This is a genomic window from Kutzneria sp. CA-103260, assembly GCF_018263855.1.
Classification (GTDB): Bacteria; Actinomycetota; Actinomycetes; order Mycobacteriales; family Pseudonocardiaceae; genus Kutzneria.
Window position 1 is genome coordinate 9,154,742 of sequence record NZ_CP073318.1, and the last position, 13,712, is coordinate 9,168,453.

General features: G+C 70.7%; 9 protein-coding genes. 8 read left to right on the forward strand and 1 reads right to left on the reverse strand.

Annotated features, from left to right (window positions below):
* Positions 1-69 precede the first annotated feature (69 nt).
* The 8 genes from JJ691_RS40640 (at position 70) to JJ691_RS40675 (ending at position 11,544) form a co-directional block, all read left to right on the forward strand.
* Positions 70-1,779, forward strand: a complete 1,710-nt coding sequence (locus tag JJ691_RS40640) for an MGDG synthase family glycosyltransferase (protein ID WP_211764789.1) — start codon at positions 70-72, stop codon at positions 1,777-1,779.
* On the forward strand, positions 1,776-2,486 hold the full coding sequence (locus JJ691_RS40645; RefSeq protein ID WP_249227333.1) for a polysaccharide deacetylase family protein: 711 nt from the start codon (positions 1,776-1,778) through the stop codon (positions 2,484-2,486). The genes JJ691_RS40640 and JJ691_RS40645 overlap by 4 nt, the downstream gene beginning before the upstream one ends.
* 30 nt (positions 2,487-2,516) lie before the next feature.
* The gene (locus JJ691_RS40650) at positions 2,517-3,431 is read left to right on the forward strand and encodes a hypothetical protein (protein WP_211764790.1); all 915 of its coding nucleotides are present in this window, start codon (positions 2,517-2,519) and stop codon (positions 3,429-3,431) included.
* Between the two features lie 163 nt (positions 3,432-3,594).
* Complete coding sequence (locus JJ691_RS40655; RefSeq protein ID WP_211764791.1) at positions 3,595-5,103, forward strand: LCP family protein; 1,509 nt, start codon at positions 3,595-3,597, stop codon at positions 5,101-5,103.
* A 119-nt stretch (positions 5,104-5,222) separates the two neighbouring features.
* Positions 5,223-6,473, forward strand: a complete 1,251-nt coding sequence (locus tag JJ691_RS40660) for an MFS transporter (protein WP_211764792.1) — start codon at positions 5,223-5,225, stop codon at positions 6,471-6,473.
* 60 nt (positions 6,474-6,533) lie between these two features.
* Entirely contained in the window at positions 6,534-9,779 is a 3,246-nt protein-coding gene (locus JJ691_RS40665; RefSeq protein ID WP_211764793.1) for a S8 family serine peptidase, read from the forward strand.
* A gap of 80 nt (positions 9,780-9,859) precedes the next feature.
* Positions 9,860-10,921, forward strand: coding sequence for an alpha/beta hydrolase (locus JJ691_RS40670; protein ID WP_211764794.1), 1,062 nt, complete (start codon positions 9,860-9,862; stop codon positions 10,919-10,921).
* 62 nt (positions 10,922-10,983) lie between these two features.
* Entirely contained in the window at positions 10,984-11,544 is a 561-nt protein-coding gene (locus tag JJ691_RS40675) for a hypothetical protein (protein WP_211764795.1), read from the forward strand.
* 13 nt (positions 11,545-11,557) lie between these two features.
* On the opposite strand, the gene JJ691_RS40680 is transcribed toward JJ691_RS40675, so the two are convergent.
* Entirely contained in the window at positions 11,558-13,642 is a 2,085-nt protein-coding gene (locus JJ691_RS40680; RefSeq protein WP_211764796.1) for a putative bifunctional diguanylate cyclase/phosphodiesterase, read from the reverse strand.
* Between the last annotated feature and the right edge of the window lie 70 nt (positions 13,643-13,712).

The following is a 13,712-nucleotide window of genomic DNA, read 5'->3' on the forward strand; positions in this document are numbered from 1 at the left end:
ATCCGGACTTCGCTAGTCTCCACGCGTCCGGTCGGGCGCGACCGGGTTTCCTTGTGAGGCTGGAGATAGGTGAACCGGGTCGTCATAGTGTCCGCCAGCGTCGGCGCCGGCCATGACGGCGCGGCGCGGGAACTCGCGCGCCGCTTGACCGATCACGGTCACACTGTGGACATCCACGATTACCTGGACATGCTGCCGGGTTCGGCCGGACGGACGCTGGGCGCGGCCTATCTGCGCCAGTTGCAGGCCGCGCCGCGCACGTGGGACATCCTGCTGCGGGCGCTGCAGCTGTCCCGCCCGTTCGCGGCCCTGGTGTGCCTGCTGTTCGCCATCGCCGGCCGCCGCATGCTGCACGCGGTCCGGTCCGCCGACCTGATCGTGTCCACGCATCCGATGCCCAGCCAGACGTTGAGCCGCCTCAAGGCCAAGGGCCGCGTGACGGCGCCGGTGGTCACCTACCTCACCGACATGTCGGTGCACCGGCTCTGGGTCGCGCCGAACGTGGACCTGCACATCGCGCTGCACGGCGTCGCCGCCGAGCAGGCCCGGCGGCTCGGCGCCCGCCGCATCGCCGTGACCGGCCCGGCGGTCGGCCCGGCGTTCCGCCCGGTCATGAACGCCGCGGAACGCCGGCTGGCCCGGGCGAAGTTCGGCCTTCCGTTCGAGGGCCGGCTCGCGCTGGTCGTCGCCGGCTCCTGGGGCGTCGGCGACATCGCTGACACGGCAAGGGATATCGCCCGGATCGGACTGGCCACCCCGGTGGTGCTGTGCGGCCAGAACGAGACGGTGCGCCGCCGCCTGGCCGACAGCGGCGAGGGCATCGCGCTCGGCTGGATCGACGACATGCCAACGCTGATGCGCGCCTGCGACGTCGTCGTGCAGAACGCCGGCGGCCTCAGTTCGCTGGAGGCGCTGGCCACCGGACTGCCGGTGATCACCTACCGCTGCCTGGCCGGCCACGGCCGCACCAACGCCGCCGCGCTCGACGACGCCGGCCTGGTGCCGTGGATCCGCGACCGCGACGGCCTCACCGCCGCGCTGACCGCCGAACCGGTCCGCGCCCCGCTGTCGACGCTGTGCCCGACTGTGGCCCTGGACGGGGAAATGACCCACCGCGAAACGGTTCCGGTCACCCGCTCGCGTCGTCGTCGGCGGCTCGCGATCGTCGCCGCGTCCACGGTGGCCTTCCTGTGGCTGGCCACCGTCGGCGTGAGCCTCGCGGTCGCCGGTGGCTTCCAGTCGGTCGGCCCGGCCAGCCGCCGCGGCGGCTCGGTGTACGTGCTGGTCGCGATGGACAGCACCAAGCCGATGTCCCGCTCCACCATCGAGAAGCTGGCCGCCGTGCACGGCGCCGCCGCGGTGAGCACCAAGGCGCTGCGCGCGCAGCCGGCAACCGTGCGGGACCTGGCGAAAGCCGGCGTGACCATTGTGAACGCGGCCGACGGCGCCCCGTACGAGACCGGCGTGTTCACCGGTCGGGCCTCCATCGGACAGGTCGCCGCCGGCGTCGCCGCGGTCACCGGCCGGTCGCCGCGGCTGATGGTCAGCAACGGCGAGCTGGACGCCATCGACGTGGGAATCGTTGCCATGCACCGGGAACGCATCATCGTGCCGGCCGCGACGGTGCACTGCGGCGCGGCCATGGGGCACGGCATGAAGGGCGTGATCCTGGTCGAGTCCACCGGCGACTGCGACCTCGAGGCCACGCTGGACGCCCTCTCGGCGATGGCCAGCCGGCACTCGGTGCGGCAGGCCTCGATCGAGGAGCTGGCGGCGTGATCCGGCCGGTGCTCGCCGGCGCGGCCGTCGCGCTCGCGGCGCACGCGCTGCCCGCGGTCACCACGTTCCGCCCGGTGCGGGAACGGATCGCGCCCGGGCTCAGCGGGATCGGCGAACCGTCCCGGATCGCGCTGACCATCGACGACGGACCGCATCCCGTTGCCACGCCACGATTTCTCGACGTGTTGGCCCGGGGTGGCGTGCACGCCACGTTTTTCCTGCTGGGCCAGGAGCTCGTGCGCCACCCCGAGCTGGGCAAGGAGATCGTCGCCGCCGGGCACGAGATCGCCGTGCACGGCTGGACGCACCGGATGCTGTTGCTGCGTGGGCCGATCAGCACCCGGCGAGACATCACACGAGCCCATGAGCACATCGCTGAGGTCACCGGCGTGACGCCGCGCTGGTACCGGCCGCCCTACGGCGTGCTGACCACGGCCGCCGCGCTGACCGCCCGTGAACTCGGCCTGACACCGGTGTTGTGGACGGCTTGGGGCCGGGACTGGGAAAAACGCGCCAACCCCGACCACGTCTACGACACTGTCGTCAAGGGCCTGCACGGCGGGGGCACCATCCTGCTGCACGACTCCGACTGCACCTCCGTGCCGGGTTCGTGGGCGGCGACCCTGGGCGCGTTGCCGCGCATCCTCGCCGAATGCGACCATCGAGGCCTGAAGGTCGGGCCGCTGCGGTCACACCAGGTGAACTGAGGACGCCCGGAACCGGGGGGTCACCGACCGGTGTTGACCGTTGACGCCGCAAGGATCGGCGAGCTGTTGTCGTTCGACGTGCTGGTGCCGACCCTGCGCACCGCGTTCGCGCACGGGCAGCGGGCCACCGTCGCACCGCAGGTGCACCGGCACCGGGTGGACAACGAACTCGACGCCACCATGCTGCTCGGCGCCTCCTGGACCCGCAACTACCTCGGCGTCAAGGTGAGCACTGTCTTTCCCCGCAACGTGATCGCCGACCTGGAGTCGTTCTCGTCGACGTATCTGCTGTCACACGGGAGAACCGGGCACCCACTGGCGGTGATGGACGGCGGCGAGCTGACCCGGCGCGCCACCGCCGGTGTGTCCGCGCTCGCCGCCGGCTACCTGGCCCGGCCGGACACCAAAACATTGCTGGTGATCGGCGAAGACCGCTTCGCTCGGGCGGCGGCCCAGGCGTACCAGGCGGTTTTCGAGCTCGAACGGCTGCTCGTGCTCGGGGACACCCTGGGCTTCGTCTGCGACGGCGTGATGGTGGCGGCGGTCACAGATCTCCGAGCGGCCCTTGCTGCCGCCGACGCAGTGGTGTGCGCCACAGTGGCCACCTCGACGCCGGTGTTGCCCGGGGCGTGGGTCAAACCGGGCACTTTCGTGCACCTCGCGGGAAGTTTCACCCCGTACACAAGGGAAGGCGATGATGCCCTCATCGCCGACGCGTCGGTTTTCCTCGACACGTCAACGGCCCTGACCGAATCCGGTGACCTGGCCCAGTCGGCCGCCGCCGGCGTCGTCGCCAAAATCCGCGGCACCCTGTTCGACCTGTGCGCGGGCCTGGCGGTGGGGCGTCAGGAGGAGGGCGAGGTCACGCTGCTCAAGTCGATCGGCACGGCGATCGCGGACCTCGCCACCGCGGCTGTGGTCCACACCTCTGTACCCTCGCAGTGAGAGAGTCGGTTCACACCGCCGTCGTCGACGGGCAGGGGGCGTCCTGCCCGCCATGTAGCCTGGGCCATTGCAACCAGCCTGGTCCTGACGGCGTCTGAACAGCATTCGGGGACCGGAACAGTTCCGGTGGTGCGGGCGTGGGCGTCAGGAGGTGGTTGGTCGCATGGCGGGCGTAGGCGCGCGGATTGCCCTCATCGGAGGCAAGAGCGTGGTCGCGGCGGTGTCGCTGCTGGTGCTGGGGGCCACGTATTACGGCTGGTCGACGATCTCCAACGCGGAAGCGAGCGTCTCGCACGCGGACGTGATCGACAAAACGGCCACGCCCAAGACGCCGGGTCAGGACATGAACATCCTGCTCGTCGGCATGGACAGCCGCACCGACGCGCACGGCTTGCCGCTGGCCAAGAACCTGCTCGACTCGCTGCACGCGGGCCCCGACGACGGCGAGATCGAGACCGACACGCTGATCGTGGTGCACGTGCCCGGCGATGGCACAGCCGCGTCGGCCTTCTCCATTCCCCGTGACTCGTACGTCTCGATCGCCGGCGAGAACGTCAAGAGCAAAATCAATTCGGCGTTCGGCTACGGCTATCACGAAGCCGAGGCCGACCTGAAGAAGCAGGGCGTGACCGACCAGCAGAAGCTGACGCTCGGCGCCATGGACGGCGGCCGCCAGAAGACCATCAAGACCGTCGAACAGCTCACCGGCGTCGGCATCGACCACTACGCCGAGGTCAACCTGTTCGGCTTCGCGCAGATCAGCGACGCCATCGGCGGCGTGCCGGTGTGCCTGCTGCACGACACGTCCGACGACCTGTCCGGCGCCAACTTCAAGGCCGGCCCGCAGACCGTGCAGGGCCTGACCGCGCTGCAGTTCGTCCGGCAGCGGCACGGCCTGATCAACGAGCTGGACCGCGAGCACCGGCAGCAGGCCTTCCTGGCCTCGTTGGCGCACCAGATGCTGTCCACCGGCGTGCTCACCAACCCGGCCAAGCTCAACGACATCATCAAGGCGGTGACCAACTCGGTCGTCGTCGACTCCGGCTGGCAGCTGCTCGAGTTCGCCGGCGAGATGCAGGGCCTGACCGGCGGCAGCATCACCTTCAACACCATGCCCGTGGCCAACGTCGACGGCCGCCTCAGCAACGGCGACAACGTCGTGCTGGTCTCGCCCAACGACGTGCAGAACTGGGTCAAGGCGCTGTTCAGCAAGGTCGGCAAGCAGCCGGAGACCAGCACCACGGGGCCGACCACGACAACCGCGCCCAACGCCAACGCGTCGACCCTCGTCGACGTGAGCAACGCCAGCTCCCAGAGCGGGCTCGCCGGCCGGGTGTCGGAGCTGCTCGTCGGGCAGGGCTACGGCAAGGGCGACGTGCTCACCGCCAACGCCAAGCGTGCCACCTCGCTGGTCGAGTACTCCGCCGCCGACAAGGCTTCCGCGCAGAAGGTCGCCACCGCGCTCGGTGACCTGCCGATTGCGGTCAGTTCCACGGTGTCGCCCGGACACGTGCTCGTGCTGCTCGGCAACGCCTACCACGGGCCGGGGTCCAGCGCCTCCCAGGGCTTGGCCGGCGGCGCCCAGATGAAGCTCGCGCCGTCCACTCCCACCACGACCGCGACGCCGGACCGCCCGCAGATCGACGCCAGCGGAGTCACCTGCATCCCTTAATCGGTGGCGTTCGCGCCGCCGGCACGGTCACCATGGTCGACTGTGACCGAGCTTGCGAGGGCACCATTGAGCACAGCGGCCTTGGTCGCAGACTCGCCGAGCGCTAGCGAGGTGGGACTGTGACTGTTCTCGACCTGAGTCCGTGGCGGACCTCGCGCGACTACCGACTGCTGTGGTCGTCGGGCGCGATCTCGATGCTGGGCAGCTTCATCACGTACGTGACGGTGCCGCTCCAGGTCAAGCAGCTCACCGACTCGTACATCGCGGTCGGCGTGATCGGCGTGGTCGAGCTGGTGCCGATGATCGTGTTCGGACTCTACGGCGGCGCGCTGGCCGACGCGTTCGACCGGGGCCGGATCGTGCTGCTCACTGAGATCGGGCTCGGCCTGCTGTCGTTGCTGCTGCTGGTCAACGCCCTGCTGCCGAACCCGATGCTGTGGCTGGTCTATGTCGTCGGCGCCGGGGCCGCCGCGCTCGGCGCGATACAGCGGCCGGCGCTGGACGCGTTGCTGCCACGGGTCGTGCCCCGTGAGCAGATGAGTGCCGCGCTCGCGTTGAGCTCCGTCCGTTTCAGCGTCGGCGCGATCATCGGGCCCGCGATCGGCGGCCTGATCGCCGCCACGTTCGGCGTGTCCGTCGCCTACGGATGTGACGTGCTGTCGTTCGCCCTGGCGGTTTCCCTGCTGTGGCGGCTGAAAGCCGTGCCGCCACCGTCCGATGCGGACAAACCGTCGCTGGCCGGCATCTTGGAGGGCCTGCGGTACGCCGGCAGCCGGCCCGAGCTGCTGGGAACGTACCTTGTGGACATCGCCGCCATGGTGCTGGCCATGCCCAACGCCGTTTTCCCTTTCCTGGCCGACGAACTCGGCGCGCCGTGGGCACTGGGCATGATGTACGCGGCCACCTCTGTCGGCGCCCTGGTCGTGACCGTCACCAGCGGCTGGATGTCCAAAGTGCACCGTCACGGGCTGGCCGTCGCGCTGGCGGCCGGAGCGTGGGGCCTGGCGATGGCCGGCGCCGGCTGGTCCGGACCGGTCTGGCTCGTCCTGTTCTTCCTGGCTCTGGCCGGCGCGGCCGACTGCGTCAGCGGCCTTTTCCGTATGACCATGTGGAATCAGACCATTCCGGACAACCTGCGGGGCCGGCTGGCCGGCATCGAACTGCTCAGCTACACCGCCGGCCCGCAGCTGTCGCAGATCCGCGCCGGCGGCGTCGCCGCGCTGATCGGCGTGCGCCCCGCGATCTGGACCGGCGGCCTCGCCTGCGTCGCCGCCGTGCTCTGTTCGACGGGACTGTCCGGATTCATCCGATACGACGAAAAAGCCTGGCCGAACGGGCAGGAGTCCATCGCGCCAGTCGATCGGGGGTAGACGGGCCGACGCGCGGCAGCAGAGGATGCGGCTCTCTAAGCGTAGATTGGGGAGGCTCACGTGAGAACGAGCAGAGCCGTCGCGCCCGCCGTAGTGACGGCGGCCGCCGCGGTGTTCGTGGCGATGATCGCGCCGGCCCAGGCCATCGCGGCCAACGCCGCCGCCGTCGCCGACGACCAGGCCGCGCCGCAGAACGTCATCGTGGTGATGCGCGACCAGCACCCGGACCTCAAGCCCAAGGTGCAGACCGACCAGCGCTCCGCCGCCGTCAGCAGCGACCAGAACCCGGTCGTGCAGGACCTTTCCACGCACGGCGCCACCGACGTCAAGCAGTTCGACACCGTCAGCGCCGTCGCCGCCAAGGTCAAGCCGTCCGAGGCAGATCGCTTGCGGGCCAACCCGAACGTCGCCGCCGTCGTGCCGGACATGACGTTCTATCCACAGCAGACGGCCACCGATCTCAAGCCCAGCCAGCAGATCTGCCCGGCCGACCCGAGCAAGCCGCTGCTGGAGCCGGAGGCGCTCGACCTCACCCACACCACCCAGGCGCAATCCACCGTCACCGGCAAGGGCGTGAAGGTCGCGTTCCTCGCCGACGGCATCGACACCAACAACCCCGAGTTCATCCGCCCCGACGGCAGCCACGTCTTCACCGACTACCAGGACTTCTCCGGTGACGGCGTGCACGACTCCAGCGGCGGCGGCGAGGCCTTCGGCGACGCCAGTTCCATTGCCGCGCAAGGCACTCGCACCTACGACTTGTCGACCGAGCTCCCTTACTCCGGCCTGCCCAAGGGCTGCGACATCAAGATCCGGGGCTTCGCGCCGGACGTGTCGCTGGTCGGCATCAAGATCTTCGGCCAGACCGGCACCTCCACCTCGTCCATCCTGCGCGGCATCGACTACGCGGTGAACCACGACAAGGTGGACATCCTCAGCGAGTCCTTCGGCGGCAACCCGTACCCGGACCCGACCACCGACCCGGTGACGCTGGCCGATGACGCCGCCGTGGCCGCGGGCGTCACCGTCGTGGCCTCCTCCGGCGACTCCGGCATCTCCGGCACCATCGGCTCGCCGGCCAGCAGCACGCAGATCATCGCCGTCGGCGCCACCACCGCCATGCGGCTCAACGCCCAGGCCTACGGCTATCCCGGCTGGACCAGCGACAACATCACCGGTCTGTCCTCCGGTGGCCCCACCTTCAACGGCAAGGTGCCTGACCTGGTCGCCCCCGGCTACGGCGGTATGGCCGCGTGCACCGTCGACCCCCGCTGGGACGACTGCACCAGCGCCACCGAGGCCTTCGGCGGCACCAGCCAGTCCGCGCCCTTCGTCGCCGGCGCCGCCGCCCTGGTGATCCAGGCCTACGAGCAGGCCCACCACGGCACCCGGCCGTCGCCCGACCTGGTCAAGCGTTTGCTGACCGGCACCGCCACCGACCTGAACGTGCCCGCCGACCAGCAGGGCGCCGGGCTGCTCAACAGCGACGCCGCCGTCAAGGCCGCGCTCGGCCAGGGCGGTCTCGTGCCGTCCGTGGACCAGGTCAGCCTCAGCGGCAAGGCCGGCACCAGTCAGCACACCTCGATCACCCTGACCAACACCAGCAACCGGCCCCAGGTCGTCACCGACACGTCCCGGACCGTCGGCGCCACCACCTTCACCGACGCCCGGACCATCGGCATCACGGCGCCGTCCTCTTCGGACAAACTGCCGGCCGAGGGCGCCCTGGCCGCCGCGCCCGTGACCTTCACCGTGCCGCCCGGCACGCCGCTGCTGGACGCCACCATGGTGTGGCCCGGCACCCAGAGCTCCGGCCAGCTGTCGGTGATCCTCGTCGACCCGGCCGGCAAGTACGTGCAGCAGTCCTACGACTACGGCTTCGCCGACAACCAGTACATCACCGTGCACGACCCGGTTCCCGGCAAGTGGACCGCGAAGATCGTGTGGAGCAACGGCCGGGCCCACCTCCAGGAGCCCCCGCTCACCCCGGGTTCCTTCCGGGGCAACGCATCCATCGAGTTCGTCGGCAAGAAGTTCGCCTCCGCCGGCATCACCGGCACCCCGGCTCGGGTCATCCCGGCCGGCGGCTCGGCCCGGTTCGACTTCACCGTGCCGCTGCCCGCCACCGCCGGCGACGTGACCTCGTCCGTCCAGTTCGACTCCCTCGGCGGCTCGCACCTGAGCGTGCCGGTCAACGCCCGGGCCCTCATCCCGGCCGTTCCGGGGCAGGACAACAAGTTCTCCGTCAACGTCATCGGCGGCGTCGGCCGCGGCTTCGGCGGCGGGCAGGGCTTCTACCTCGACGTGCCCGGCGGGCACAAGAGCCTCACCGTCGACCTCGCCGCCCCCGACTCCGGCACCCCGCTGGAGTTCTACCTCGTCAGCCCGGACGGGCAGATGCTCTCCGGCGACGTGAACGCCACCGAGGGCACGTGGAACGACTCCTCGACGCGGACCGCCAACGGCGGCAGCAGCCTCACCGTCGACCAGCCGCTCGCCGGCCGCTGGCAGCTGCTGGTGATCCTCACCAACCCGGTCAGCGGCAAGGAGTTCAGCGAGCAGGTCAGCGGCAAGGTCCGCTTCGACGCCAGCACCGCCAAGGCCAGCGGCCTGCCCGCCGGCGGCTCGATCAAGTCCGGCAGCACCGTGACCGCGTCCGTAGACGTCACCAACACCGGGCTGACCGGTCAGTGGTTCTTCCTCGACCCCCGGCTCGCCGGCCAGGCCAAGGTCGACCTCACCCCGACCGACGGTGTCACCTCGCTGAAGCTGCCGCTGCACACCAGCGACACCGCGCCGCCGAGCTACCTCGTTCCGCCGCACACCAGCAAGCTGTCCTCGACCGTCACCGCTTCGCTCCCGGTCGACCTGGACATCTACGCCATCAAGGGCGCGCCGGAGAAGCTGGCCCTGGCCACCAACCGGCCCGACCACGCCGTCACCGACACCGCGTCGGCCAACCAGCTGGCGACGGGGACGTGGGGCACCGACGTGCAGGCCATCGGGCCCTTCCCGAACGGCTCGCCCGCCGGCACCGCGAAGATCTCCGCCAACGCCGTCACCGCCCCCTTCGACCCGTGGTTCTCGTCCGAGACCGGTGATTTCTGGCAGCACACCGTCGCCGGCCCCGCCGCCACGCCGGTCTTCATCCCGGCCGGCGCCACCCGCACCATCAAGATCACCCTCAAGCCGACCGGCCCGGCCGGCACCGCCGTGCGCGGCACCGTGTACGTCGACACCTTCAACCCGCTCATCGGTCAGGGCTCCGAACTGACCGGCATCCCCTACAGCTACACCGTCAGCTGATCGAGTGAAGTCATCGCCGCACCGGCCACGCCGGTGCGGCGATGACACCCCATGCCACCTGCTTTACCTAAACTCCGCCCGTGTCCAAGGCTGCGGCTCTGCTCGTCGGCGTCATCTCTGCTGCAACGCTCGCGCCCATCTCCAGTGCGCAGGCATTGCCGACCCCAGCCGCGCGCACCTCTGCCGCAACGCTCGCACCGATCTCGACTGCGCCAACCTGCCGCGAAGTCGTCATCCCGGTGACCATGCCGCTGGCCGGCACCCAGACCGTCGCCGGCTCTCTCTGCTGGTCCGGCGCCACGCCTTCGCCCACCGTGCAGATCCTGCTCGCCGGGGCCACGTACAACCGCTCGTACTGGGACTTCCCACAGCAGCCGGACGTCTACTCCTACGTCCGCCGCGCCGTCGCCGCCGGTTACACCACGCTCGCCCTCGACCGCCCCGGCACCGGCGCCAGTTCCCACCCCTCCGGCGCACTGCTCACCAACGCCACCGAGGCCAGCGCGGTCCACCAAGTCGTCAACGCCGCTCGACTGGGCAAGCTCTCCTCGACGGCGTTCACGCGCGTCCTACTCGCCGGCCACTCCTACGGCTCCGTTGTCGCCTGGTACGAGGCCGCCACTTACTCCGACGTCGACGCACTGCTCATCAGCGGCATGGCCCACGAGGTCCAACCCGCGGCTGCCATCCCCGTGGCCGCCTCCCTCGTCCCCCAATCGAGTGACCCTCACTTCGCCGCCCGGCCCCTTGACCTCACCTACCTCACCACCCGCCCCGGTGCCCGTCAGGTCTTCTGGCACGGCGACCACGACGACCCCGCCGTCATCTCCGCCGACGAGGCCACCAAGGACACGGTCACCACCGCTGAGCTGGCCGACACCCTCGTAGCCCAAGCCGCCCCCACCACCGACGACATCACCGTCCCCGTCCTCGTCGCCGCAGGCCAACAAGACCTCGCCTATGCCGCCGCCCTCGCCCACGAGGCCGCGCACTACCCCCACTCCCCGTGCGTCACCACCCACCTCCAGCCCGACGCCGGCCACGACCTCAACCTCTCCCCACGCGCCCCCGACTGGTTCACCGCTGTCCTCGCCTGGGCCATCCACGTCCTGGCCCCTACCGGTGCCCCACCCCGCTGCTGAACCTTGGCCTGTCCCTGCCGCGCGGGGACCGGGCCCCGGACCGGCGGGCCAGCATCCGGGTCATGGCGAAACGGATTCCACCAGCGCTGGAGACACCGCTGTTGCTCATGGCGATCTTCGGCATGCTCGTGGCGGGGCCGGTGGCCTTTGTGGCCGTGATCGCCGGCTTCGGCGAACAGCGGGCCGCCGACAACACCTACGTCGTCGGCTTCGCGCACACCGGCGACGACTGCGGCCCCGAAGCCGTGAGCTTCGACGTCGTGGACGGCGCGCCGCTGGGCTGCGAGCCGGCCGCCATCCCGGCGGGTGGGCCCAGCCGGGCGAACTTCCCCGGCTTCACCGACGAGCAGGACCGACAGGTGACCGATCTCGCGGCCCAGCTCGGCGCGGAGGGGCTGTGCCCGGCCGAGCAGCAGCAGATCCAGCGGATGGTCGACGGCTTCGCCGCGACCGTGCCCGAGTCCCGCCGCCCCCACTACGACGAGGGCGTCTCGGTCGAGCCGCTCTGGGGCGCCGGCCTGGCCTGGACCGGCGTCGGCGTGCTCATCGCTTGCGTGGTGGTCTACTCGCTGGCGTTCGGGCCGCCGCGATGCCTGGCCTGGGTGTGGCCTCTCCGCCGATGACGATGGCGTGCGACTACGTCGACAGTGCGGGGAACGAGCCCGTGGGCCCGAAGTGACGGCCGGCGGCGATGTCGCAGCCCAGGTCACGCCACCAATCGGCCTGGGCGGCCGAGTTGATCCCGTCCACGGCGACGCTCGCTCCGGCCTCGTGGGCCATGGCCACGAGCTGGGTCAGCGACCGCAGCACAACAGGGCCGAGACCTTCCGGGCGGGCCTGCCGCTCGACGAGCCACCGGGCGATCCGCACGGAGTGGAGTTGCAAATCCTCGAGGTAGGCGAGGTCCAGCGGCCCGACGCCGAACTCCTCGACGACCACGTCGACGCCGGTCTCGACCAGGACGGCGAGGTTGTCGGCGGCGGTGCCGCCGAGCGCGTCGGCGGGCAGCCCGAGTCTCAGCCGCGAGAACGACAGGCCAGTCTGCTCCACATCGCGGAGCACCCGGGCGACGAGGTCCTCGTCGTTGGCCAGACACGCCGGCAGACTGATCTCGACGGGCGGCGCCTCGGCCAGCTCGGCGGCCTGCTCACAGGCGCTGCGCAGCAGCCAGCCGCCCAGCGGCAGCATCAGCCCGGTCCGCTCGGCCAGATCGACGCACTGCTGGTGGTCGACCACGCCGTGCCCCGGCCGATCCCAGCGCAGCAGGGCCTGCACGGCATGCGTGCTGCCGGTTGCCAACTCCACCTGGCGGTTGAAGACCAGCCCGACCTCGCCGGTCTCCCACGCCCCGGGCAGCACCGCGGCCATGCCGCACCGCTCCCGGTCATCGGTGTCGAGGCGGGCGTCGTGCAGCTCCCACTGCGTGCCCTTGCGCCGCGCCCGCCGCAGCGTGAGGTCCGCGGTCCGCAGCACGTCCTCCATCGACATCTCGGCCGGCGGCCGATGCACGACGCCGATGGTCGCGGGCGCGGCGACGCCCCGCCCGTCGGCCAGGTAGATCGGCTCGGCCAGCTCGTCCTTGATCTGTTCGATCATCGTCAGGACGTCGGGCGTGGCCCGCGAGTTCTCCACCAGCACCGCGAACTCGTCGTTGCCGAGGCGCGCGATCATCGCCCGCTCGCCGAGGAAAGCCGCACGCAGCCGATCGGCGACACTGCACAGCACGTGGTCGCCGGCCTGCCGCCCGAGGCCGTCGGCGATCACCGAGAACGCGTCCAGATCGAGTTGGTACAGCGTGGTCCCGGTGTCCCGGTCGGCCTGGTTGAGCAACGCCTCCAGCCGGGTGCTCAGGTACTGCCGGTTGGGCAGGCCGGTCAGCACGTCGTGCAGCGACTGATGCTTGAGCTGGTTGCGCAGCAGCGCCAGCTCGGAGTCGTCGTCCAGGATGACGATCAGTTCCTGGCCGCCGCGGATCGGCGCGATCGACAGCAGCGGCCGCACCGGCTCGCCGCCGGACAGCAGTGTGGTGCGCCGGTGCCGGATCCGGTCGGTCCGACCGTCGGTCAGTTCGGCGCACGCGGTCCGTATCCGCAGCGCCTCCTCCTTGGGCATGACGTCGAACAGGGTCAGGCCCGACAGCTCGTTCTCGCTGACGTCCAGGACGGTGCGCAGCACCTCGTTGCTGCGCAGGAAGCGGCCGGTCCGGTCGGTGATGCCGATGCCGCTGGCCGAGGCAGCGACCACCTCGTCGAACCGGGCCATCGCCGCGATCAGGCTCTGCTGTGTCTCCTTGGCCGCGGCGAACAGCGACTTGGTGAGGTTCTGCTGCTGCTCGAAGATCGACTGCTTGGTCGAGTCGGAGTAGCCGGCGGCCAGCGCGCCGAGCACGGTGACCACCCGCTCCGCCACCTGGCGGCGTCCGCGCAACTCGGGCTGGACGAGCAGGCCACCGCCGAGCACCTCGAGAGTGGAGGCCAGGGTGTCCTTGCTGACGCAGTTGAGGGCAACCAGCTGCCGTCCGACACGGGCGGCGGCCCCGGTGTCCATCGGCTCCGCCTCGGCCGCCCGGACCAGCTGGTCGAGCATGGTGCCGAACTGGGCCTCGATCTCACCCTGGGTGAGCGGCAGGTAGTTGGACTGCGCGACCAGGTAGGCCCACTTCTTGGTGAGCCTGATTCGCTCGCGCGAGCTGAGCGGTTGACGTGGCTGCGGGACGCTCATGCCGCTCGGCCCGCGCCTGTGCCGCCCCCGTCTCCGTGATGGACTGCCGACAGCACTCGGGTTCACCTCG